This is a genomic window from Cytobacillus sp. FSL K6-0129 (assembly GCF_038007625.1).
Taxonomy (GTDB): Bacteria; Bacillota; Bacilli; order Bacillales; family Cytobacillaceae; genus Cytobacillus; species Cytobacillus kochii.
Genome location: NZ_JBBOXM010000001.1, coordinates 498400 through 522734, shown reverse-complemented (window position 1 = coordinate 522734; position 24335 = coordinate 498400). Strand labels below are relative to the sequence as shown.

At 37.3% G+C, this 24335-nt stretch carries 20 protein-coding genes; 2 read left to right on the top strand and 18 right to left on the bottom strand.

The genetic code is table 11. The annotated features are described in order from the left end of the window. Positions 1-67 precede the first annotated feature (67 nt). Positions 68-1615 carry an esterase/lipase family protein gene (locus MHI57_RS02580; protein WP_322909676.1) on the bottom strand — a complete coding sequence of 516 codons (1548 nt, stop codon included), beginning with the start codon at positions 1613-1615 and terminating at the stop codon, positions 68-70. 169 nt (positions 1616-1784) lie between these two features. Continuing rightward, a complete protein-coding gene (helD, locus tag MHI57_RS02575; protein ID WP_095373346.1) occupies positions 1785-4031 on the bottom strand; it encodes an RNA polymerase recycling motor HelD in 2247 nt (748 codons plus the stop codon). Between the two features lie 182 nt (positions 4032-4213). Between helD and MHI57_RS02570 the strand changes: the two genes are divergently transcribed. Further along, positions 4214-5038 (top strand): MBL fold metallo-hydrolase, encoded by an 825-nt coding sequence (locus tag MHI57_RS02570; RefSeq protein ID WP_340974792.1) that lies wholly within the window; start codon positions 4214-4216, stop codon positions 5036-5038. Here the strand turns inward: MHI57_RS02570 and MHI57_RS02565 are convergent. The 16 genes from MHI57_RS02565 to MHI57_RS02490 all read right to left on the bottom strand — a co-directional run bounded on the left by MHI57_RS02565 (position 5033) and on the right by MHI57_RS02490 (position 23242). Next, positions 5033-5659 (bottom strand): NUDIX hydrolase, encoded by a 627-nt coding sequence (locus MHI57_RS02565; RefSeq protein ID WP_095373348.1) that lies wholly within the window; start codon positions 5657-5659, stop codon positions 5033-5035. The genes MHI57_RS02570 and MHI57_RS02565 overlap by 6 nt on opposite strands. An 89-nt stretch (positions 5660-5748) precedes the next feature. After that, positions 5749-6996, bottom strand: a complete 1248-nt coding sequence (locus MHI57_RS02560) for a glutamate-5-semialdehyde dehydrogenase (protein WP_328199346.1) — start codon at positions 6994-6996, stop codon at positions 5749-5751. Next, entirely contained in the window at positions 6993-8087 is a 1095-nt protein-coding gene (gene proB, locus MHI57_RS02555) for a glutamate 5-kinase (RefSeq protein WP_322909304.1), read from the bottom strand. The genes MHI57_RS02560 and proB overlap by 4 nt, the downstream gene beginning before the upstream one ends. 572 nt (positions 8088-8659) lie before the next feature. Continuing rightward, on the bottom strand, positions 8660-9874 hold the full coding sequence (locus tag MHI57_RS02550) for a CaiB/BaiF CoA transferase family protein (protein ID WP_095373351.1): 1215 nt from the start codon (positions 9872-9874) through the stop codon (positions 8660-8662). A gap of 36 nt (positions 9875-9910) precedes the next feature. Beyond that, complete coding sequence (locus MHI57_RS02545) at positions 9911-11074, bottom strand: acyl-CoA dehydrogenase family protein (protein ID WP_233435257.1); 1164 nt, start codon at positions 11072-11074, stop codon at positions 9911-9913. A gap of 12 nt (positions 11075-11086) precedes the next feature. Further along, positions 11087-11884 carry an enoyl-CoA hydratase/isomerase family protein gene (locus MHI57_RS02540; RefSeq protein ID WP_095373352.1) on the bottom strand — a complete coding sequence of 266 codons (798 nt, stop codon included), beginning with the start codon at positions 11882-11884 and terminating at the stop codon, positions 11087-11089. A 349-nt stretch (positions 11885-12233) separates the two neighbouring features. Continuing rightward, a complete protein-coding gene (locus tag MHI57_RS02535; protein ID WP_340974786.1) occupies positions 12234-13247 on the bottom strand; it encodes an acyl-CoA dehydrogenase family protein in 1014 nt (337 codons plus the stop codon). After that, positions 13219-14007 (bottom strand): acyl-CoA dehydrogenase family protein, encoded by a 789-nt coding sequence (locus tag MHI57_RS02530; RefSeq protein WP_340974784.1) that lies wholly within the window; start codon positions 14005-14007, stop codon positions 13219-13221. The genes MHI57_RS02535 and MHI57_RS02530 overlap by 29 nt, the downstream gene beginning before the upstream one ends. Positions 14008-14018: 11 nt before the next feature. Next, positions 14019-14429 carry a PaaI family thioesterase gene (locus MHI57_RS02525; protein ID WP_180316969.1) on the bottom strand — a complete coding sequence of 137 codons (411 nt, stop codon included), beginning with the start codon at positions 14427-14429 and terminating at the stop codon, positions 14019-14021. A 17-nt stretch (positions 14430-14446) separates the two neighbouring features. Then, complete coding sequence (locus tag MHI57_RS02520) at positions 14447-16582, bottom strand: acetate--CoA ligase family protein (RefSeq protein ID WP_340974783.1); 2136 nt, start codon at positions 16580-16582, stop codon at positions 14447-14449. 3 nt (positions 16583-16585) lie between these two features. Next, positions 16586-18496 carry a TRAP transporter permease gene (locus tag MHI57_RS02515; RefSeq protein ID WP_095373356.1) on the bottom strand — a complete coding sequence of 637 codons (1911 nt, stop codon included), beginning with the start codon at positions 18494-18496 and terminating at the stop codon, positions 16586-16588. Positions 18497-18549: 53 nt separating this feature from the next. After that, a complete protein-coding gene (locus MHI57_RS02510) occupies positions 18550-19695 on the bottom strand; it encodes a TAXI family TRAP transporter solute-binding subunit (protein ID WP_157733990.1) in 1146 nt (381 codons plus the stop codon). A gap of 40 nt (positions 19696-19735) precedes the next feature. Continuing rightward, positions 19736-20140 carry a Zn-ribbon domain-containing OB-fold protein gene (locus tag MHI57_RS02505; protein WP_095373358.1) on the bottom strand — a complete coding sequence of 135 codons (405 nt, stop codon included), beginning with the start codon at positions 20138-20140 and terminating at the stop codon, positions 19736-19738. A gap of 4 nt (positions 20141-20144) precedes the next feature. After that, the gene (locus MHI57_RS02500; protein WP_095373359.1) at positions 20145-21314 is read right to left on the bottom strand and encodes an acetyl-CoA acetyltransferase; all 1170 of its coding nucleotides are present in this window, start codon (positions 21312-21314) and stop codon (positions 20145-20147) included. A 221-nt stretch (positions 21315-21535) separates the two neighbouring features. Further along, positions 21536-22276 (bottom strand): 3-oxoacyl-ACP reductase FabG, encoded by a 741-nt coding sequence (gene fabG / locus MHI57_RS02495; protein WP_340974779.1) that lies wholly within the window; start codon positions 22274-22276, stop codon positions 21536-21538. Positions 22277-22447: 171 nt separating this feature from the next. Next, a complete protein-coding gene (locus tag MHI57_RS02490; protein ID WP_340974777.1) occupies positions 22448-23242 on the bottom strand; it encodes an IclR family transcriptional regulator in 795 nt (264 codons plus the stop codon). Between the two features lie 157 nt (positions 23243-23399). Between MHI57_RS02490 and MHI57_RS02485 the strand changes: the two genes are divergently transcribed. After that, positions 23400-24308: a LysR family transcriptional regulator gene (locus MHI57_RS02485; RefSeq protein WP_095373362.1), complete on the top strand. Its 909-nt coding sequence runs from the start codon at positions 23400-23402 to the stop codon at positions 24306-24308. Positions 24309-24335: the final 27 nt, after the last annotated feature.

The window sequence follows — 24335 nt, the reverse complement described above, 5'->3', positions numbered from 1 at the left end:
GTTAAAAAGAAAAAGAGATGCCAGTATCAGCACCTCAGTCATCAATCAAACGATAAATCAAACACTACTATTGTACATAAAACGAGCGAATAACTGTTCTTTCATAAGGGGCCCCTTGAAGTGTTTTACCTTTTATATCAATAGTCATATTATAAACACCACTACTTAACTTAGCATTAAATTGGCCAATTGACCCATTACGCGAAGTGTTTTGTACATCTAAAGGTGCCACTACTGTATTGCCGTTCTTATCCACTAATTTCGTATTCATTGTGATAGATTGTATATTGTTGTTTGATTGTAGGGAGAAAGCAACTGGATCCTTTGAGAAAAGTGGATTCATCTTTAGTTCTAGATTATTTTTCCCTTCATGGGTAACATTCATCACATAGGCATTATCTTTCTTATTAGATGTTAGTTGCACTTGCCAACGGCCTGTTTCAGATATAATGCCAGTAAAACTATGTGCTGCTGCCCCATTAAATATTTCTGCACTTTTAGGTGATGAAGCGTAACTTTGATACTCTTTTCCAGTTGGCGAGATTAATCTAACTTTAACATCCTTCGTTGATGTCCAGATTTGTATGTTTTTAAGTTGTTCATCCACATGAAAGGATTGTTTATAAAGGGCATTCCCTTGCCATTCGCCACCGTGGGTATAGGAGGAAATATCTTCAGACATAAATGTGTCGCTACTTTTTACATCATCCGTTTTCAATCCGGCTACAGATGATGTACGCAAATATGGTTCAATTCTAGAAAATACAGCGGAGCCCATACGAATTTTATCATGATCGAGAGAGGTGTCATTAAAGAGATGTGTACCATATGGTAATCTTGTACTCCAATCATTAACTAAACCATCATTTTCACCTTCAGAGGATAAGTATTGGCCACCCATCCATAAAGCGGACATTGACGGTCCCTTATTTGTCCCGGAAACAGTGTAATACTTATTCTTCGTTGCATTAGAATGATGATCAGTTATTGAGCGAAAGTGAGCCATTTCACCTACCTGTAAAGAAAAGGTCCCATCATCCTTTTGCCCTAACAACGTACCTAACCACCCTGCCCACCAACTATAAGCAAGGTCAGCCAAATGTGAACCATGATGAGGGGAACCTAATGTAATGACTCGACCAACATATGCGTGTGCACCATAATGAATGAGGGCCGCTTGTGTATCTGGCCCACCTTTACTGTGAGCGACAATATTTAATTTTCTCCCTTGAAAATGCGCGGAAATATCAGCAAGCATCGAAGCGAGAAGTTCACCGTTATCAAATTGGCTTGCCGAACCTTCCCCTGCCGCATCATGCAATTGTAAAAACACAGTTTGATAACCAGATTCATACGCTTTTGTATACATATCATTTACACCATGATATTCCGTTTCTTCATACCAACTAGTTGAACTACCATTTTTTCCTTGAACAAAGACAATCGGGGGTTTACTTGTATCTAAATTCGGTGGTACACTTCCGAGAAACCATTCTCCCGGCGTGAATACTTCTCCTGGTGGCTTAAGCTTTCCTTGAGGCGTAATCGTTTTAGCAGCAAATACTTGAGAGGTTGTTAACATAAATAGCGTGACGATGGCAATACAAGCGACCATTTTTTTCACTTCACATTCCTCCCTCTAATCAGGTTGAAAGCAAAAATTGCTCCCTTAAAAGGGTTATGCAAGAAATCCCCTTTTCCTCCTTTAATTTGTAAAAACACATCAAAAGATATAAAAAAAGTATGCAAGATACGAATAATATCCTACATACCTAAAACAATCATTATAATATAGATTCATATGTGTGCACATTTGCTCCATTTATAAACGGATTCGTTTGCGATTTTTGCAGGATGACTAATTGATGCATTGCCCTCGTACACACAGTATAGAATAAAAAGCGGTCCCTCTCTTTTTTATATTGTTCACCATCAGGGATAACAACAGCATCAAATTCAATCCCCTTTGCTAAATAAGATGGAATAATGGTAATTCCTTTTTGAAATTCCGTTGTTTTTTGATGGATAAGGTTCACATTGTTAAAATGAGGAAATAATTGACGGTAACACTCCTCACTTTGACTCGCACTCCTAGCAATGATCGCAATGGTTTCATGGCCTAGCGAGACGGATCGACGAACGACATCTATGAGTATCGTTAGCGCTTCTTTCTCATCCACATTTTTGATAACGGGCTTTTCGCCACTTCGGTTAAAAGGAATGATATCTTCATTATTCAAAAGTAGACTTGAAGTAAATGTCGTAATCTCTTTTGTTGAACGATAACTTTGTCTTAATTGATAAACTGTAGCTTTTTCATTACTAAAAAGGACAGACTGATTGTCAGCGTGAAAGTGAATAGTTTGATTCACATCTCCCAATAACGTCCACTTACTATGCGGGAATAACTCTTTTAAATAGGCAAAGTGAAAGGGTGAATAATCCTGTGCTTCGTCAATAAAAATATGACGTACAGACGTATGACCATCTTCCTTTAGTAATTGTTGTTTTAAATATAAATAGGGTACCACATCTTCATACAGCATATCACCAGATACAGTTGCCTCTAATCCCGAATCATCTTTGTTACTTGTACGTAAAAACTCAACGTACATTGCAAGTATATCAACAAAATAGAAAGATTTGATTTGTTTCCGAAGTGGCTTAAGTCTCCTTTTTACAACCATTTTCATCAAATACGCTTGCTCAACTTCTGGTTGCATAAAGCCATCATTATCTATTTGCTGTGCCTTTTTATATGCTTGTAAATAATCTTCTTTATCAAGTAATTCTACTTCATTCTCAACCCATGCCTTTTTCCGTTCTGCTTTCTCCTTTTTCTTTATTATAGAAAGGATCCATTCTTGTATAAGTTGCAGTCTGTTCGCGATTGAGATATTACTTTCGTAAGAATAAAATTTCTCACCGATTTCATCGACAGTCAGCCATTTTTCATTATGAAAGGTGATATCACGGAAAATCATCCCTTCTATTAATAAATGGCTAATATATTGATCCATAGAAGATTTATAGGATAAAGAGGACTTATTTTCAATTTCCTGGACTCTTTTTTCACTTGAATCATTTTCTTGAAGAAGAAATTCTAATTGATCAAGCGGTGTTTCTATCGTAAGCTTTGCATCATACTTACTTTGAATGAAGTGCCAAAAAGTATCCTGCTTCATATTTTTCTCACCCAATTCTGGTAACACTTGAGAAACATAACTATTAAATAGCGGATTTGGCGAGAATAGCATGATATTTTCAGCATGTAATGATTTCCTATAATGATATAGTAGGTAAGCGATTCTTTGTAATGCTGCTGATGTTTTCCCACTACCTGCCACTCCTTGAACAATAATCAAATCGTCTTTCACATTGCGAATAATTGCATTTTGTTGCTTTTGAATCGTAGCAACAATACTTTTCATCTGTGCATTTGCGTGTCCACCTAACACTTCCTGCAGCACACTATCGCCAATCGTTAAACCCGTATCAAATAACCCTTCAATTTTCCCCTTTTTTATAATAAATTGACGCTTTAATAACATTTCTCCCATAATTGTTTCATAAGGGGTGTCATATTTTGCTTTTCCAGGTGTGTAATCGTAATACATACTCGCAACAGGTGACCGCCAATCATAAATAAGAAACTGCTCATCGTTTTCATCCATTAATGAGGCAACACCAATATATATGGATTCCTTTTCTTCCCCATCTTCCTTAAAATCAATTCTGCCAAAATAGGGTGAGTCTTTTTGTTTCGACAATATGTTGACATATTGATCGAGCATTCCCATTCGCCGTTCTCTTTCCCCTAATAATTCTGCTTGCTGCTTTACACTTTGAAATGTCTCAATTACATCGTCCATTTCCTCTAGGTTGACTGTCACATCATCCCAAAATCCTGTTTTTAATTGCTTTACATCCTTTTGTACGTGGTCGCGATTTTCTATATAAGCGACTTGCTTCTTAATCACTTCATGTATTATTCTATCAACCCTTTTTTGCTCTTCTTGTCGCTCTTGCATAGAATCACTCCTCGATAAAAAATTAGTTGACACATCTCAATATTTTTGGTATTATTATATTGGATACTTTTACACAATAATAACAAACAGCCATACTTATGTATCATAGCATATTTTTTCAGTAAGTATCAATAGCTAAAAAATATTCATAATATTCAAATTATTTATAAAAGGTGGACATAATGAAATCTGATATTAGTGTTTTACGAATACCTATTCCTACTCCCACTCTTTGGCCATATACAACAACAAATAGCTACATCATTGGTAATAAAGAGGAAACTCTAATCATTGACACTGGTTATAATCAACCCATTACAAGAGAAACACTACATACAGCACTAAAAAAACATGAGCTTCCCATTCCGAAAGCGATTCTTCTCACCCATGGACATAAAGATCATTCACCTGGAGTGAAACAACTTCTTGATTGGCAAATATCTATATTTGCTCATCCACTTGAGGAGCCGGAAATCAGAAGGAATGTTCAAATTGATCACCTCCATTACCTTTCTGATCACGAAGAAATATCTATAGGCGATGAATCTCTGATCGCATTACATCTCCCAGGGCATTCTTCAGGCCATTTAAGCTTTTATTTACCTTCTAAGAAGATTTTACTGGCAGGTGACAATTTAATAGAAAAGGGAACTTCTTGGATTGGTACACCAGATGGGAATATGAAAGATTATTTCATCACATTAGAAAAAATAAAATCATTATCCTTAACAATGGTTGGTCCTGGTCATGGCGATTGGATTAATAATCCATACGAACATATTGATTATGTACTGAATAGAAGGATACAGAGAGAAGAACAAATTTTACAAATTTTAAAAGAGAATGAGCCCCTGTTATTACACGAAATTACGAATAAGATATACGCTGGTCATATTCACCCTTCAAACAAAGTAGTGGCAGAAAAAACAACAGAAGCTCATTTAATTAAGTTGATAGAAGAAAGAAAGGTTATACAGAACAGAAATGCTTACTCAAGTTATTCATGAAGTTGCATCTAACCAACAAATTGCTTTTTCAAGTGAACGGATAGTCGGGTGTATGAGTTTAATTTCGCCCTTCTCATATGCATGCAAAGCATCTTTTGGATATATCCACCTGGCTTCTGCCACTTCATAAGGATCAGGAATTGGTTGTTGCCGTTTTGGAAGACGCGTAATAAAGAAACGTGTATCAAAACGTATTGGACTTTTTGCTGGTGTCGTTTTATGGCCGATATATGTGAAGCAGCGACAATCTAGCGCGGCTTCTTTTTCTTTTAATAACTCGATAAAACTTATTTCCTTTTTTAAGAGCCTTTTCCTATCGTTCAAACTTTCTTCTCTTTGAAATGAGAGCGGCTCCCCTGTTCTATCACATCCAAGGAAAACTCCAATTTCTTCATAGACTTCTCTTGCGGCAGCAACATAATAAGCTAAAGGGATATTTGCCTGATCTGTTGGAGCAATTAATCTATTAGATAGCAGCGAGTCTTTCTCATCCACTGCGCCACCAGGAAAAACATAATGCCCAGCAAGAAATTTCATTGTTGCTGGGCGTTTCGTCATATATACTTGTCCTTGTGGATTGATTAATAAGACTGTCGCCGCTGGCTTAGGAATAGTTTCCATGTATAAGTCACACCTTTTTAGAAGAATATCATCTTATTCATTTATACTTCTCTAACGCTAGCAAAATTCCTCTAACTTCTAGCTAACAATTATTCTCTTATTTGTCCATTGCCTTCAATAAAATATTTACTTGATGTTAATGCTTTTAATCCCATTGGTCCACGCACATGCATTTTTTGTGTGCTAATGCCAATCTCAGCGCCAAAACCAAATTCAAATCCATCTGTAAATCTTGTTGAAGCATTATGATAAACAGCAGCAGCATCTACATGATTCATAAAGGTTGCTGCACGACTATTATTTTCAGTTATAATTGCTTCTGAATGCTTTGTCCCATATTGACGAATATGAGTAATGGCGTCTTCAACAGAGGCAACTGTTTTAACGCTCATTTTTAAGCAAAGAAACTCACTGTGAAAATCTTCTGTAGTGGCTAATTCGATGTGAGGAAGAATGGCTTTCACATATTGATCACCAACCATTTCAATTCCCTCGTTCTCCATGTAAGCTAAAAATTCTCCCCCGTATTTTTCCAACCAATGAGTATGAATCAAAAGAGATTCGATACTATTGCAAACAGAAGGTCTTTGTTTCTTCGCATTTAATACTACTTTCTTCGCCATTTCTAATTCCGCAAACTCATCAATATACATATGGCAATTGCCTGCGCCTGTTTCAATAACCGGCACGGATGCCTCACGTACAACAGTATCAATCAATCCTTTTCCACCTCTAGGGATAAGCACATCGAGAAAAGTATGAAGATGAAATAATTCTTTGGCAGCTTCTCTACTCGTATCTTCAATTAATAAGACGCTATCAATTGGTAGCTCCGTCGATTGTAATGCCCGATGAACAGTTTGGACAAGCGCACGATTACTATGTAGAGCCGTTTTACTCCCTCGTAAAATTACACAATTATTTGTCTTTAAAGCTAGTGAAGCTGCATCAATAGTTACGTTAGGTCTTGCCTCGTAAATCATGCCTATAACACCCAGTGGGACTGACTTTTGTTGAATAAGTAGACCATTTTCTTTTTTTATTGTCTGCAATACACGATCTATAGGATCGTCAAGTTGTGCGATATCAGTGACCGCTTGTGCCATTGCTTTTATTCTAGACTCATCTAACATAAGACGATCAATCATACTGTCACTCATGTGGCCACGCGCCATCCTTATATCTTTTTCATTGGCTAAACGGATCTCCTCTTGATCTTCTATTAATTGATTGGCAATGGCCTTTAATGCTTGATTTTTTTCTGCTGTCGTAGCTCCACTTAAACGATAGCTCGCTTTTTTTGCTAACTTACCTTTTTCATATACTTCACTTGTCATTTCCCTTCACTCCTATTCGATTCCAAAACTAATTTATCACGATGAATCACTTCTTTAATTCGGTTTTTCTTATGTGCTGTTTGCGTAAGATATTGACTAGAACAACTTACTTCTCCCCTAGCAATTAGTTGACTTTCAAACCTCACTTCAACAACCTCACCCGAAAGAAAACTTCCATCAATTTTAACAATTCCAGGTGATAATAGACTGCCACCACCATGCACAAGTGCTTTTTCGGCACCTTTATCCACATAGATTTTTCCTTTGACCGTTGAATGAAGGGCAATCCATTGCCGTTTCGTATTAATCTTTTTCATTTGCTGATTAGAAAGATATGTACCGTCTCCAGTTCCATTAAGGATGCTTATAAGTTTGTCTTCACCTTTACCAGTACCGATAAAAACCGGAACATTTAATTCCATAGCTGTTTTAGCAGCATTCAACTTTGAGTACATGCCGCCAGTACCAACTTTAGAGCCCGCACCGTCTGTCGCTTTCATTTGCACATCAGTAATTTCATTTAAGAAGTCAATTCGGCTGGCATTTGGGTACTTAAACGGGTTTTGATCATATAAGCCATTAATATCTGTTAAAATTACAAGTAAATCAGCATGAACAAGCCCGCTAACGAGTGCTGATAACATATCATTATCCCCGAAAGTCAATTCCTCAATAGAAACAGTGTCATTTTCGTTAATAATCGGTATGACTTTACGATCTAACAGTTCCATAATCGTATCGTACGCATTTCTAAAGCGGACTTGATTGTTAAAGTCGGATCGAGTCAGTAAAATTTGCGCTGCCAAGGTGTCAAATTTTAATAAGGCTTCCATGTAACTTTGAATTAATAATCCTTGACCGATAGCAGCCGCAGCTTGTTTCCCTTTTAATGTAATGGGACGGGAAGAATAACCTAGTTTTCTAAAACCTGCTGCTACTGCTCCCGAGGATACGACAATCACTTCATGGCCCATCTTCTGTATTTTTGCAATTGCTAATATATGATCGGTAAATTTATAGCGGTCAATCTCTCCCCTTTCATTCGTTAATGAACTGCTGCCAATTTTAACGATCATTCTTTTCTTCCCCATATGATTCATTCCTTTTAAGAGCACGAACACCCATGTAGTGATGTCTCAGTCTAGTTTTTTAAAAGATTAAAAAAAACCTAACTCAAGCCTTAATACATAAGGACGAGTTAGGTTCGCGGTACCACCTTAATTGAATGCTCTCTTTTAAACATTCCACTTTCATGAGTTAACGTCTCAATCACCGCTGATGGTTTTCACCAGACTATAGAGGCAGGTTCAATAGGTTGAAACATGGTGGAATCTTTCAGCTGATAAATTCCACTCTCTTTCATGCCAATCCCTATTTACTAGCCCTCTTTCAATCGTTCATTTATAATTTTGACTCTTTCTTCTATTAAAACGTTTCAGTATTACAACTATTATAGCAGAAATCTTTCTCATGAAAAGAAATATTTATCGTAGTAATGAAATATTACCACTTCATATGTAATATTCATTAAACACATCTTTTCTTCAACTTTTTTGATACTGTAGATGAAAAACAGTTGTTCTATTTTACGTGTTAGTTGAACCAAGAGAAACGCTCTTCCTATAAATGTCTTACCACATTAATAGAAGAGCTCATAAAAGCTTTATCTGTTTTTCAGTTCTTTTTCATAAGGTGCAATAACTTGGCTGGATGAAAGTTCTGCTATTCTTTCTTGCGTATAGCCTAATGATTGTAGGACATAATCCGTATTTTCCCCTAGTTTTGGCGATGCCGTTTTCACCTTAGGTGTAGATTTACTTAGCTGAAAAGGTAGTCTTGGGAGACGTAAATCTTCAATTGTATCATGTGTTACTTGTTCCCACATGTCGAGGGCTTCTGTCTGTTTTGCGTCAATGACTTCAGATATTTTTTTCACTTTGGAACTTGGGATACCTGCCGCGCTTAATTCCGTCACCCAATAATCAGCAGTTTCCCTTTGAAGTATCAGTTCTATTTTTTCTTTTAAGATGTATTGGTTTTCCACACGATTTTTATTATCTCTAAATCGCTGATCTGATAGCCACTCCATACTATTTAAAACCCGACATAATCTTTCAAATAGCGATTGATTGGAAATGCCAATCATGATATACGTATCGCTTGCCAAGTAAGCACCATAAGGAGCAAATGCCGTGTGACCAGAGCCGTTTTTCTGTGGTTCTTCTCCTGTCGCTAAAAAGGAAAGCATATGATAACTACTCCAAAATAAACCGGTTTCATATAAAGAAGTAGAAACAAATTGCCCTTCACCTGTATGCTTTCGATGCAAAAGTGCAGATAGAATACCAATCACACCCCACATTGCACTTCCTTGATCTAAAATAGAGACAGGTACTCTCGCTAATTCAGCGTCTTTGGCTCCATTGATACCCATGATACCTGTTTCAGCTTGAGCAATAGCATCATAGCCCGGTTGCAATTTTTGCGGCCCACTTTGGCCATATGCTGATAATGAACAATAGATGATTTGATTGTTTATTGCTTTCAATTTAGCATAACCTAATCCCATTTGCTCAGCTTTTCCCTGTCGGAAGTTCTCAACGAATACATCTGCCGATTCGACAAGATCATAAACGATTTGTTTCCCATCTTGTTTCTTAAGGTCGATGACAACCGACTCTTTATTTCGATTAATATGGAGAAAATATACACCTTCTCCACTCATAAATGGCCCCATTCCTCTGGCGTCATCTCCCGTACCCGGACGTTCAATTTTAATAATTTCTGCACCTAAGTCCGCTAGAATCATTGTTAAAGTTGGACCAGAAATATTGGTTGTGACATCAACGACTCTCATGCCTGCTAAAGGTCCCGTCATCCTTATCCCTCCCTGTAGTAAAAGAAATGGTACAAGTTAATAAGACCTTGGTAATCCTAATACATGCTGTCCGACAAAGCTTAATACTAAATTATTGGCAATTGGGGCAACCTTAAATAATCTCGCTTCTCTAAATTTACGTTCAATATTATATTCTTTGGCAAAACCATAGCCACCGTAAGTATCCATTGCCGCATTTCCAGCATTCCATGTCGCTTCGGAAGTAAGGTATTTAGCCATATTTGCTTCTGCACCGCAATTGACTCCCTCATCAAATAATTCAGCCGCCCTATCTCTCATTAGCTTTGCAGCTTCTATTTCCATAAATGCCTTAGCAATTGGAAATTGTACACCTTGATTCTTTCCAATAGGGCGATTGAATACTACACGTTCATTAGCATACTGTACTGAGCGATCTATAAAGTATAAACCATCTCCAACAGATTCTGAGGCAATTAATATTCTCTCCGCATTCATTCCACTAAGAACATATTTAAACCCTTTACCTTCTTCACCAATTAAGTTTTCTACAGGAATTTCCGCATTTTCAAAGAATACTTCTGTTGTTGCATGATTAATCATTGTATCAATCGGACGAATGGTTATTTTATCGCGTTGTTCTTTCATATCTAGTATGAATAAACTTAAGCCATCTGTTTTCTTCGTTACAGTTTCTTTCGGTGTTGTTCTTGCTAGAAGTAGCATCAAATCAGAATGCTCAGCTCTAGATGTCCAAATTTTTTGTCCGTTAACTATATATTTTTCTCCCTCTTTTTGGGCAAAAGTTTCAATACTAGTTGTATCACTGCCAGCTGTAGGTTCCGTAATCCCAAATGCTTGGAGTCTTGCTTCACCACTGGCGATTTTTGGGAGAAATCTCTGTTTTTGTTCTTCACTACCATGCCTTAATATTGCACCCATTGTATACATCTGTGCGTGGCAAGCACCAGCATTCCCGCCTGAGCGATTAATTTCTTCTAATACAATACTCGCTTCTGTCATTCCCAAACCAGCTCCGCCATATTGTTCTGGAATAAGAACTGAAAGCCACCCCTCATCTGTTAAGGCTTGAACGAAACTTGTTGGATATTCTTCCCTTTCATCCGTTTCTTGCCAATACGTTTCCGGAAATCTCTCACATAAACTTTTCACACTTTTTCTAATCATGTCATGTTCAGTATTGACTTTCGTCTGTGCCATTTTTACCCTCCTTTATTTTCCTTGCCATTGTGGTTTTCTTTTTTCATTAAAAGCATAAATTCCTTCTAAACGATCGTTAGAATTAGCACAACGATAATATGCTTCTAATTCTAGTGCGATTCCCGTAGATAAATCGCAATCTGCTCCTTTATTAACAACTTTCTTTAATGCCTTTAATGAAAGTGGCGCGTTCTCTGCAATTTCTGATGCCAACTTAATTGTCTCTTCTAATAAGCTTTCTTCTCTACAAACTTTATTCACGAGTCCATATGTCTCAGCTTCTGTAGCACTGATTCTTTTACCTGTAAATAAAATTTCTTTAGCTATTGCAAGTGGTAATACTCTTATGGCCATTTGTGTACCACCTATCCCTGGTATGAGACCGAGTTTCGCTTCAGGTAAACCGAATGAAGCGTTTTCATTTGCCGTGCGCATATCACAGCTTAATGCAATCTCCATACCACCGCCTAGCGCATAACCATTTACAGCACAAATAATAGGAAAAGGAAACTCACGAATTAATTCAGTCACTCTTTCAAAAATATCATGTTGTTTTTTCCAGTCACTTTGGCTCATTCCGTTTCGCTCTTTTAAATCAGCTCCAACACAAAAGCTTTTATCCCCCTCTGCAGTTAAAATAATGACTCGTAAATCTGGATCATATTTTAAGATTTCTAAACTTGATACGATTTCACTCGCCATTTTGGTGTTCAATGCATTCATTGATTGTGGACGGTTTAAACGTAAGATAGCAATTTGATTATGATGAGTTTTTTTTAGGTCAATCGTTTCATATGTCTCAACTTTCATTTATATCCTCCTTTTTTGCTATAAATGAGCATTTATTCCATACGCAATCATTGACATAGTTGCTCCTAATATTCTTGTTGGTTTAGTATGATTCATTAAAAGAAGTGGGAGACGAATACCTGCTCATTTTTCGCCAAATGTTCGTAGATGTTCTTTGTGGAAATGCATCGTAACATTCATTCAATCCTTAAAGGTTCCTTTAAATGATGTTTTTAATGGTTTGCTAGGAGTAACAACGAAGCTTCACGTTTTTTCTCACAAGTTGTCGTTCGTCTTCACCCTACTTATAAAAATGGTTATCTATAGGATACTGTATCCAATTTTCAATTGCAATATTTTTTAGAATTTTCTATTTACTTAATTGCTCATTAAAATGAGAGATCGCTGATTTGGGGATAGTCACCCAATTGATAACATCTTCTCCCCATTGCCATACACTTTGGTGAAAACACCGACTTTTACTATTTTCGATATGCAGATGATAATAATAACAAGCATTAAAATATTTTCTATAACTGCTTGTTTCCTTTGTTTCAATTTCAGCTTCTTTCAACAATAAGCAATTCGCTAATAAATAATAAATGCGATGCATGATAGAAATAGCTTCCATTTCTACTTCTGTAGGGCTAACTTGCCCTATTAGATTAAGATCTTCCTCTAATAGATGCATATTAGTTAATAACTTCTTTCTCAATGGGGTAAAATCAACAAACGTCACTTCATTTAAAATCGTTTTCATTGTTTGTATTAACACAGTATTTGCCTTATTTTTTGTAATTGCTCTTAAAACATCCAGCGCAACAATATTCGTCGTACCTTCCCATATTGACCCTAAATGTGCATCACGTACAAGTTTAGCATTTGCCCATTCTTCAATATATCCATTGCCGCCTCTCATTTCCATTGATTCACCTGCAATCACTCTTGCTTGTTTGCATATTACACCTTTTAACAAAGGTGTTAACAATCTTAGCATCGTTTTTGCTTTCTCATCCTTTTTAGTTTCGGTCAAATCAAAGGTATGTGCCGTGTATAGTGACATGGATGTCGCCACTTCCGATGTTAGCATCATTTCAAATAATTGTTTCTGCATGAGAGGAAGTTTGGCTAATGGTTTTTTAAATGCGATACGTCCTCTAGTTGTGTATAAGGCTTCTAAATAAGAGCGCCTGATGAGACCTGTAGAACGGACACTATTTGATAACCTTGAAGCGTTGACCATTGACATCATTTGTTTAAACCCATGATCAAGTTCCCCAACTAAGTAACCAGTCGCCCGCTCAAAAGTTACTTCTCCTGAAGCCATTCCTTTTGTCCCTAATTTATCTTTTAATTTAGATCGTATAATGATTTCTTTCTCCACTAGGCAAGATTCTTGGTACTAAGAACATGGCCAACCCTTTTGTTCCTTCTTTTGCACCTGTTGGTCTCGCTAATACAAGTGCTACATCAGCACTAACATTTGAACAAAACCATTTATCCCCCGTGATTAACCATGAATCTCCATTAGCTTCTGCTCTGACTGAATTGGCACCCACATCCGAGCCGCCTTGCTTTTCTGTCATAAATTGAGCAGCCGTCATTCTATCACTCTTCGTGCTAATTAATTGGGGTAAGTATTCTTTCTTTAGTTTTACACTTCCATAATCCTCCAAAATCTTCGCCGCTGAGTCTGTCATACTCATCGGACAACATAAACCAAATTCAGCTTGAGCAAATACATACCAAAAAGTGTATTTCATCACTTTATTAAAAGCCGTTTCAGCCCCCATGACACCGCTACGATGACTCATGGCAACCAAGCCGAATTCTTCATAACCGATTTCCTCGAGACGTGAATAGGATGAATGATAATTAACATCGTTTATTCGTTGTCCACGCTTATCATACATTGTTAATGTTGGTGGATGTCTGTCCGCCTCTCTCGAAAGCGGATCGATTTCATTATTTGCTCTATCCCCTAACTCAATTAACTTATCTTTAACTAATTGATAATCATCATTTACATAGTGTGATAATAAAAAATGAATATGGGGATCTGATAAGAAATAATTGATTTCTGTCGGTTCTGGCATGCCACCTTTTATCGGTTCCGGTTGAGGTACTTTAATAGACTCATCCATAAATCCACCTCCTAACTTATCCGCTGTTTAATAGAAAAGGTACCTAGCGCTTTGGCAACAACACTTCCATCTTCCTGAGTAAGGATAGACTCAACATATTGGATTCTTCTTCCTTCATGTATCATTTTCGCTTCTGCATACAAGATCCCTTCTTTAACAGGGGCGAGAAATTGAGTTGTTAATGAAATCGTCGCAACTTTAACATCTTTCATTGACCGAATAGTGACACCTATAACCGAATCCAATAAGGAGGCAGTTGCGCCTCCATGAACCACACCATTAGAGTTTAAATGTTGTTTTTGTACTGACATCTTAATGCGCGCTCTCCCTGCTTCCAATTCATCCATTGTAATACCAAGAAGCTGCCAATAAGGAGATGTATTAAACTCCTTTTCTAGCCATTGTAAGTATTCATTCTTCATAATAGAGACTTCTCCATTCATAAGGATTCTATTAAATGATCAATTTTTTCATCCCAAACGATGACACCATCTAGGGCAAGCACACCTTCTCCTTCTTCAAGCACAATCAGAGGGTTGATATCCATCTCTTTTAATCTACCATTTTGATTAGCAGCAAAATGTGATATCTTCTCTATCGCTCGAGCTAATGCCTGAATGTCATGACTGCCTTTTCCCCTAACTCCTTGCAAAACGGCATAACCTTTTAATTCCATTAGCATCTCAATTGCGTCTTCCTTACTGACTGGAGCTTTTCTTAGCGATACATCTTTAAATACTTCAATAAATATCCCTCCTAGCCCACAGACAATAATCGCACCAAATTGAGGATCCTCTTTCACGCCAATGAAAAATTCTACACCTTCTTGCTTAACCATCTCTTCCACAAGAAAGCCATCTATCTGTGCTTCTTTATCATATTTCTTTACACTTTCTGTTATCTCCTTAACCGCTACCGCTAATTCTTGTTCATTCTGTATATTAACAATAACACCACCTGCATCCGTTTTATGAAGAATATCGGAAGAAATGACTTTGCACACCTTAGGAATATCCCAGTCTACTTTCATAGTCTCTATCTCATCTACCTTATTGATGAGTACTCCTTTAGGTGTACGGATGCCAAAGTTTGTTAATAAATGTTTAACCTTCACTTCAGTCCAAATTCGTTCTTTTATTTCATCAGTATGATAAATGTTTTCACCAGCTACCTGAACATCATTAACAGTCTTTGTTGAATATTGTACTAGTAAACTTAGTGCAACCATCGTTTCATAAGATGTTTTATATACTGGGATATTATTTTGTTGTAAATACCTTCTTCCTTTTCCTGTTAATTCATCTGTGCCAGTAATCGTCACGAGTATCGGTTTATCTGTTTTCGCGTCTATTTCCGCTATTGCTTTGCAAATATTAAAGCCTAATTCGCCTCCAAATGTCGTTTGAAAAACAATGCTGTCTATTGTTGTATCTTCTAATAATACTTTCAATGTATCGGTTAGAATATGTTGTTCTTTTAAACTTTGCGCAGTCACATCAATCGGATTCATTGCAGATCCGTAAGTAGGGATTAAATCTGCCACTTTTCTCTTCGTTTCTTCAGTCAACGTAATCATATTAAGCTGCAAATCTTCACTATAATCCGCCATTGCAATACCTGCAGCTCCAGAATTAGAAATCGTTACCACTCTATTTCCAGCTGCCCTTTTTTGATTTAAAAAGACTTTGACTGTTGTGATTAAGTCATCAATATCATTCACTGTAATAATGCCATATTGTTTGGCGATTGCTTGATACGTTTCGTCAGAACCAGTCATTGAGGCTGTATGCGATAAAGCCGCTTTCTGTCCTAATTTTGACCTTCCAGCCTTCAACATGATGAGTGGTTTATCTTTTTCTTTTGCGGCTTTCGCTAATCGAATAAATTGTTCCCCGTCTGGAATACTTTCTAAATAACCAGTAATGATTGATGTCTGCTCATCCTTTACCATATAATTCATGACATCAAGTGTCGTAATATCCATCTGATTTCCCGTATTCACGACATAGGAAAATCCTATATTCTCTTCTTGTGCCATCCCGAATAATGAAAAGCCAATCGCTCCACTTTGAGAAGCAAACCCGACTGGTCCAGAAATAAAGGGCCGATTTGTTTCAAACGAGGTAGCAAACCCCATTGGTAGTGATAAATGAACATTTAATAAACCGACACAGTTGGGACCAAGAATATGAATATTCGCTTCCTTAGCCTTTTCTAACACTTCATTCTGTAGATTTGAACCTTCTTCTCCTATTTCTGCAAAACCTGAGCCAAAAAGTACGATACTTCTAATCGCTTTTTGTTTACATTGATCGATGATAGATAACATTCTTTTAGCTGAAACAGCAATTAATGCGACATCAACGGAGTCAGGAATATCAACCAAAGAAGGGTAACACTTATAACCACCAATTTCTTCATATTTAGGGTTAACAGGATAAATATTGCCTTTATATTGATGCTGAATAAGGTTTTTGATCGGTTTACCACTAATGGATGTGAAATCTTTTGATACGCCTACAATGGCGATTGATTCTGGGTGAAGAAATTTTTGTATCGCTTCATTTTTATCCATTCGTTATACCTCCAGTTCATTGCCTTGATTATAATTACTTCTTTTTCTTCGCCATTTAAGTACATAAAGACATAATGCAATCACGATACCACCGATAATAAACGGCCACATTGGGACAAACATCATCAATCCTGCGATAAATAAAATGATTCGCTCTACTATGGCTAAAGTACCAGCTCCCACAAGATATCCTTCTAATGAAAAGGAAATGCAAGCAATTCCTATGACGGCAACAACTATACTAAGGACCGTATCCCACGGATCTCCGCGACCAATTAATATGGCAGGATTATAAATCATGAAGAAAGGAACGATAAACTTGACGGATCCTAACTGGACAGATTGAAAAGCTGTTTTCATCGGACTTGCTCCTGCTATACTTGCTGTCGAAAAGGCAGCTAATGCTACTGGTGGCGTAATATAGGAGACAGTTGCCCAATAAACAACGTATAAATGTGCTGCTATTGGATCCACACCAACAGCAACAAGTGCCGGTGCCATAATAACTGCTAAAAATACATATACAGCGGATACAGTCATACCCATCCCTAAAATAAAGCAGGTAAGTGCTCCACCAATTAGGATTAAGAAAGTATTATCTCCAGCAGCAGCCACTAATTCACGAGAAAATGAAAACGATACACCTGTAGCAGACAACGCACCAACAATAAAGCCTACCCCAGCAATAATAACAACGATATCAGTTAAGACCTTTCCTATATTCACGACCATATTTGCTAGATCTTTAGCTGACATCCTCGTTGATTTCTTTATCATGGCAATGAGTAACAATACAGCACTTGCATAATAAGGGGCTTGCCCTTCTGAGTTTAGTACTGCTAAGAAGAAAATCATGACTACGATTGAAAAAATATAATACCAACCCTCTTTTAACGTTTTCCAGAATGATGGTATTTCCTTAGCAGCCATCCCTTTCAATCCATTTTTGGCAGCATACCCATCAATTTGAATAAATAAGCCAAGATAATAAAGAAATGCTGGGACTGCAGCTGCTAAAGCGATTTCATAATAAGGGACCGCTAAAAAAGAGGCCATGATAAAGGCTGCCGAACCCATAATCGGTGGCGTAATGGTACCACCTGTAGACGCTGTCGCTTCAATAGCTGCTGCATAATGGGGTTTATAGCCTGTTTTCTTCATTGCCGGTATGGTCATTGCACCTATTGTCACTGCATTTGAAACGGCACTACCACTCAACATGCCAAAAAATGCACTCCCTACAACGGCAACCTTCGCAGAGCCACCCCTCGTTCTGCCAAAGATAGAAAGAGCGAGGTTGAAGAAAAAGTCACCACCACCAGTTTTCGTAATGACTACACCAAATACTAAAAATCCTAGTAATAAATTCCCAATCGTTGTATAAGCAATACCAAACACGCTATTAGAACTCATGATGTGATTTCTCGCTAAGGTAAGAAAATCATAAGACTGTCCTTGGAGCAATTCTATCGGTATAATTCCAGCAATAAGGGGATACAGTGAGATTACTAGACAGATCATCGCTAAAACAAGACCAGCTGTTCTTCTTAAAGCTTCAATAATTAACCCCCATAGAAGAATACTTGCAATTGTCGGTAAAACTGGAGCCTCCCAATCCCATCCCTCAATAATAATTCGTTCACCATTCAAACCAATGGCTATAGCAATGATCATGGATAATAAAAAACAGGCGATATCATACCATTTAATCGAAAGATCCGTTTTCTTTGCGGGAAACATAAGATAGGCACAAGGGAGAAAACAGGCTAATAATAAAATCATGTAAGCATTTTGAATCGGATTTATGCCAAATAATTCAAGATAGAATAACATGTTTACAGATAAGAAAATGCCTATTAAAGTGGAGCTAATAATAATCGTTTTCCAAAAAGTGTTTAAACGTGATTGCACCATAGACTAACCTCACCTCACATTTATCAGAATGGATGGTTATGATTCTCTCATTTTTAATTTACAGATTCCCGTTCCCGTAACCAGAGCGCTTCAAATTCCTCATCTGTTAATTCTTCTTTTTCAGCGAAGGCAACCGTTTTTTCCCATACTTCATTTAACGCTTCGTACCGTTCTATTAATTGATCATTTTTTTGTTGTTTTTCTTCACTCCATAAGCCTTCTTCTTTAAAGAAACGAATTGTGCCCTCATGAAACGGAATCCCTTTTGGCTCTGTTAAGACTTCATCCTTACTATATAGAGCTAAATTAGGTAGGGCATCGCCATATAAATGGAAAGAATCATTTAACGATTTAATAAACTGATAGATTGCCTCTTCACTTTGATCTGCGTATCCACCAATTAAATAGCCATGTCCCATAACATCCATACCTGTTTCCATACCTGCTCCTTGTTTTGTATTAATAGGAAATAACCACGCAGCCACTTCCTCTACTCTTGCCCATCCCCCGTTGTCATCTTTATCCATTTCTAACCAACGAATCCCACCTTTACTATGGGCTTCAAACATTGTAGATGCAGTCGGATTAATACCGGCAACATCAATTTGCCCTTGGATAAGTGCTTCTCCTTGTCCTGAATAGGAAGTGATTTTTACTGGCTCCACATCATTCCAAGTTAAGCCGGCGAAAGCAAGCATTGCTTCATTTTTTAAATTGACGGAAGTGTTTCCAGCTATTATTGGAATTTTCTTTCCCCTTAGATCTTTGAGAGTTTGTATATCTGAGTTTTCTCTTACAGCAAATCCGAATTGACTAATGGGTGCCCAATAAGCTCGAACATTTTGCGGTCCCCATTTTTTTGAAGTGAATTCTTCCTTTCCTTCGAATGCCAGTTGAATTTCATCTCCAACTTTACCTACAGAAGCAATTTCACGCCTTAAAGGCACCATTCTTCCAACACCACTTGCAGATGGAAGCATTCTCACCTTTGTATCATATTTTTCTGTCAACACATTCGCAATAGCCGACATTTCTGCATAACCACCAGAGCCTACATCATATACACTCCACGTCATTTGCTCAGCTAGGCCCGATTCATCTGCGAGCAACGAAGCTTGAGGAGCAGAGTTACATCCAGCTAAAAGAAAACATAGTAATAGCAGCAGTACTAATGGAAGCATTTTATTCCCTTTATTCATGTAATAACCTCCCATCCAGATATGGCCAATGAAAACAAAGTTATACAGGCGTAAACATGGGTAGCGTCATCTCTCCGACTTTTTGAAAGACGACTTTTACTTGTTGATCGCAATGAATTGCTTCCATATCCGTATCAATAATGTTCGTCATCATCCTAACCCCTTCTTTTAGATCGATGAGGGCAACACAATACGGCAAATCTTCTTTAAACGCAGGTCCACCAGCCCTTCGCGCAATTGTATAAGAATAAATCGTCCCCTCTCCGCTTGCTTCTACCCAAGTAACGTTTTCCTCTCCACAGTGAGGACATAGAATACGTGGGTAAAAGATATGCAAAGAGCAACTTTGACATTGTTGTATGAATAATTTTCCTTTCTCACACCCTTCCCAAAAAAACTTCGAATCATTATCAATAATTGGTAATGGCTTCATTATCTTATCCATCTGTTTAGTCCCTCCCTAAAATGACGACTGATGTTGAGGAAAGTGTTCCCCCTGTTCCATTTACAAGTCCTATTTTTGCTTCTTTCACTTGTCTCTCTCCACACTCACCTCTTAGTTGCCTAACCGCTTCAATAATTAAAAAAATCCCGTACATACCTGGATGTGCATATGAAAGGCCCCCGCCGTTCGTATTCATCGGAAAATCACCGCCTGGAGCTGTACGTTGATTTTTCACAAAATCGCCACCTTCACCACGTTTACAAAAGCCTAAAGATTCTAATGTGAGCAACACCGTAATCGTGAAAGAGTCATAGATTTCAACGAAATCAATGTCATCATGGCCAACTCCAGCCATCTCAAACGCTCGTTTACCTGATTGCGCAGCAGATGTCATGGTTAAGTCAGGCATCGCTTGAATAGACCAATGACTATGTGCCTCACCTTGGCCAAGGATCCAGACCGGTTTTTTCCGACAATCCTTCGCCCGTTCGGGTGATACAAGCACTACTGCCCCTGCTCCATCTGTTACAAGACAGCAATCTAGTATATGAAGAGGATCAGTAATCATTGGCGATTGCAGCACATCCTCAATGGATATCGTATCCCTTTTTGTCGCATATGGATTTAATTGAGCCCACTTTCTTGTTGCCACTGCTATTTCTGCTAGGTCTTCATTCGTTGTTCCGTATTGATGCATATGACGATGTGCCGCCATCGCGTAAGCACCAGCTGGTGAAGGTAAGCCAAAAGGTGTTTCATATTGTGCAGTAAACGTAGGTGGTCTTCCTGCTAAAGATCGCGACCTCTCTGACTTCTGTGTACTTCCATATAAAATTAATGCTACTTCACAAAGCCCTGCTTGAATGGCAGCTGCAGCATGGCCAATATGAGCTTCAAATGAAGAACCGCCTATCTGTGTAGAATCTGTATAGTTCGGCTCAATCCCTAAATATTCCCCCATTACAACAGAAGGAAATGTACCAACACCAGGTACTCCCCATAGACCAGCAACAAACAGACCATCTACATCAGACTTTGTTAAACCTGCATCATCTAGTGCTCGTTTTGCTGCGATTGCTTGAATTTGCAAGACAGATAAACCGTCTTTTACTTTTCCTTCCTCAAGCTCAATATCACCTACTCCGACAATGGCAGCAGCGTTTTTAATTGACATGATAACCCTCCATATGCATTTATTTGTAGAAATCCTTATGAAAGCAGTAATACCTAATAGATTGGTAGAAATATATTTTTTATTGGGTTTGGTCTTTTACAAAGAAGTTAACAGCGAGTATTTCAGGATGTATCTTGGTTGAGGATGTTGTTAGATCATTTTGTAGATTTTAGAAGAGAGATTAAAAATGAATCGATATATTTTTCATATTTTGCAATCGCTTACATATATCTGCCACCAGTTACTTCAATTACGTTCCCAGTGATATAGTCAGCATAATTAGAGCTTAAGAAAACGACAGCTTTAGCGATATCAAGCGGTTGACCTACTTTCTGCATCGGTATTTCTGCTAGTTTCAACTCCTTTAACTTGTCAGGAATGGCTTTGGTCATATCTGTTTCAATAAAACCAGGTTGAATGGCGTTCACATTGACCTGGAATTTAGCTAATTCTTTTGCTGCAGCTTTCGTCATGCCAACAATTCCAGCCTTAGCGCCAGCATAATTCACTTGCCCCATATTACCAACCTTACCGGCAATGGATGAGATATTAACAATCTTTCCCTTTTCTTGTTTTCTCATATGAAGTGCAGCAGCTTGCATACATAAGAATGTCCCTTTCATATGTACTTGAATCACTTGGTCAAATTGCTCTTCTGTCATTTTATGAAGCATTGCATCACGTGTAATTCCTGCATTATTAACAAGCACATCTATATCACCAAAATGACTAATTGTCTTAGAGAAAAGCTCGTCAACACTTTCTTTTTTGGCAACATCTACTTTAACTGCTAATCCCCTTGATCCAACCTTTTCAATTTCATTCACGACAGATTCACATGCCTCTACATTCAAGTCACCAACGACTATTTGGGCGCCATGTTGAGCTAATAAAAGACTAATCTCTCTACCGATTCCCTTCCCAGCGCCAGTAACTATCGCTACTTTATTCTTTAAATCCATGAAACTACCTCCATTTCAAAAATATGATATTAATTAAGATTTTATATATTAAAAAATTTTTTGTCAATAAAAAATTAGAAAATTAAGATTATTTATCTATATTCGATTATTCTCAGCAAAAAAGACATTATTACTCCCTATTTTCTGATTGAATAATAATGTCTTTTCTAATTAGACTAATGGGCGTTCTCCGCCTAATTTATTTGTAATTTCATTCGCAATTCCCTTTATTAGTTCACCAATTCTTTCCGCTTCCGCTCCTTGCAACTGACTGGTTAAGCCGACTAAAGAAATGGACATCTCCACTGTATTTGTATTATTAAAAATTGGTGCAGCAATGCCAATTAAACCATCAATATATTCTCCATGTGAAATGGCAAATCCCTTTATTTTTATCATTTCTAACTCTGCTAATAATTCTTTCATTTCTTTTTCCGTTAAAGGACGAAGACCATCATTATAATCAATTAAACGTTTTGCTTCTTCTCGCCTTAGGTTAGCTAACAAACACTTACCATAAGCCCCATCTACAATTGAGAAATGTCTACCTACTGATACATTTATACCAAATTGTTCTGCTTCTACCTTAGCAATAATGGTCGATTTTTTCTCACCAATTCGATTGACTAGGAAACTCGTTAATCCAGTTTCTTCTGTTAATCTTTCCAAGTACGGCATTATAACAGATAAATCTAGAATATTCTCTTTCGCTCTTTCTCCTAAAACAACTAAATAGGGGCCAAGACTATATCTTTTAGAGCTTTGATCATAACGTACAACGGATAGCTCTTCTAACTTTTGCAGTATGCGGTAACATGTGGTTGGGGTTAATGATAAGGCATTTGCAATTTCAGTTAAGTTACTTTTACTAAACTTTTTTCGACTCAATAATGTAAGGATTTTAAATGCACTGTCAACTGCAGGTACATTATATTTTCTTTTCGCCTTCTTTACATGCTCATCCATCTTTTCTACCCCTTCATTATCCTTTTTTCAGTAATTTTATATACAAAAAATTTTTTTGTCAATGAAATAAAGATTGTTTTTTTGAATGATATAAATTATCTGATATCTATATGGTAAAATAGTGGGAGCAGGAAAACATGTGAGGAGCGTTAATAGAATGGATATTAAACAATTAGAAGTATTTCTATCAGTATATAAACATAATAACTTTTCTAAAGCTGCTGAGGAACTATGTATCTCACAACCAACAGTTAGCTCTCAAATCAAATCTTTAGAAGACCAATTAGGGCTGCAATTATTCAATCGTAAAAATAAATCATTAGGTAACTTAACAGATGCCGGAAAGATTCTTTATCCCTATTCCACACAAATTCTTTCATTAGTAAAAGAAGCCGAAAAATCACTCACTCAATATAAAGAAGGGTATAAAGGTTCCCTCTCTCTAGTGACTTCCGATTCATTTTGTTACTGGATCTTACCAAAAATTTTAGAAAGCTTTCATATTTCCTATCCTACAATTGAAATCATACTACATACCGCTTTTACACCTAAAATGATCGATATGCTTTATCATCGTGAAGTGCATTTCGCCATTGCACGTTCCGCTCAAAAAGAGTTTATAGAAGAAGATTTAGTCAGCCATCATATTGGACAAGATCCCATTGTACTCGTTGCCTCAGCTAGCAATCGTTTAACAAATATTCCAAGTCCTCATTTAAGTGACTTAGCTGATGAAACCTTCATTGTTTATGGGAAAGAGTCAAACTACTGGGCACAAATTGAACAAAAGCTTTTTTCCTATGGTTTCCATATGAAAACAGGAATGGAGCTTAACGACATCAATGCAACGAAAAAAATGATCGAGATCAATCTCGGGATTTCTTTCTTGCCAAGTATTTCGGTACAAGAAGAGATTGAAAATGGTAAGCTCCAAATCATTCCAATAAGTGATAACCTGCATTTGTATCGTCACTCTCACCTTGTTTACCATCAAGATACCGTAATTGCTGGAGGAATACAGAAGTTTTTATCGTTTGTAACTGAACAGAAGCCCTATTTGATTTAAGTATATAAACCCCCTTATTAATGAGGT

What these genes read in the sequence shown, in the direction of transcription:
- MHI57_RS02580 (WP_322909676.1), bottom strand. Translation starts at nt 1,615, where the DNA reads ATGGTCGCTTGTATTGCCATCGTCACGCTATTTATGTTAACAACCTCT.
- helD (WP_095373346.1), bottom strand. Translation starts at nt 4,031, where the DNA reads ATGCAAGAGCGACAAGAAGAGCAAAAAAGGGTTGATAGAATAATACAT.
- MHI57_RS02570 (WP_340974792.1), top strand. Translation starts at nt 4,214, where the DNA reads ATGAAATCTGATATTAGTGTTTTACGAATACCTATTCCTACTCCCACT.
- MHI57_RS02565 (WP_095373348.1), bottom strand. Translation starts at nt 5,659, where the DNA reads ATGGAAACTATTCCTAAGCCAGCGGCGACAGTCTTATTAATCAATCCA.
- MHI57_RS02560 (WP_328199346.1), bottom strand. Translation starts at nt 6,996, where the DNA reads ATGACAAGTGAAGTATATGAAAAAGGTAAGTTAGCAAAAAAAGCGAGC.
- proB (WP_322909304.1), bottom strand. Translation starts at nt 8,087, where the DNA reads ATGGGGAAGAAAAGAATGATCGTTAAAATTGGCAGCAGTTCATTAACG.
- MHI57_RS02550 (WP_095373351.1), bottom strand. Translation starts at nt 9,874, where the DNA reads ATGACGGGACCTTTAGCAGGCATGAGAGTCGTTGATGTCACAACCAAT.
- MHI57_RS02545 (WP_233435257.1), bottom strand. Translation starts at nt 11,074, where the DNA reads ATGGCACAGACGAAAGTCAATACTGAACATGACATGATTAGAAAAAGT.
- MHI57_RS02540 (WP_095373352.1), bottom strand. Translation starts at nt 11,884, where the DNA reads ATGAAAGTTGAGACATATGAAACGATTGACCTAAAAAAAACTCATCAT.
- MHI57_RS02530 (WP_340974784.1), bottom strand. Translation starts at nt 14,007, where the DNA reads ATGGATGAGTCTATTAAAGTACCTCAACCGGAACCGATAAAAGGTGGC.
- MHI57_RS02525 (WP_180316969.1), bottom strand. Translation starts at nt 14,429, where the DNA reads ATGAAGAATGAATACTTACAATGGCTAGAAAAGGAGTTTAATACATCT.
- MHI57_RS02520 (WP_340974783.1), bottom strand. Translation starts at nt 16,582, where the DNA reads ATGGATAAAAATGAAGCGATACAAAAATTTCTTCACCCAGAATCAATC.
- MHI57_RS02515 (WP_095373356.1), bottom strand. Translation starts at nt 18,496, where the DNA reads ATGGTGCAATCACGTTTAAACACTTTTTGGAAAACGATTATTATTAGC.
- MHI57_RS02510 (WP_157733990.1), bottom strand. Translation starts at nt 19,695, where the DNA reads ATGAATAAAGGGAATAAAATGCTTCCATTAGTACTGCTGCTATTACTA.
- MHI57_RS02505 (WP_095373358.1), bottom strand. Translation starts at nt 20,140, where the DNA reads ATGGATAAGATAATGAAGCCATTACCAATTATTGATAATGATTCGAAG.
- MHI57_RS02500 (WP_095373359.1), bottom strand. Translation starts at nt 21,314, where the DNA reads ATGTCAATTAAAAACGCTGCTGCCATTGTCGGAGTAGGTGATATTGAG.
- fabG (WP_340974779.1), bottom strand. Translation starts at nt 22,276, where the DNA reads ATGGATTTAAAGAATAAAGTAGCGATAGTTACTGGCGCTGGGAAGGGA.
- MHI57_RS02490 (WP_340974777.1), bottom strand. Translation starts at nt 23,242, where the DNA reads ATGGATGAGCATGTAAAGAAGGCGAAAAGAAAATATAATGTACCTGCA.
- MHI57_RS02485 (WP_095373362.1), top strand. Translation starts at nt 23,400, where the DNA reads ATGGATATTAAACAATTAGAAGTATTTCTATCAGTATATAAACATAAT.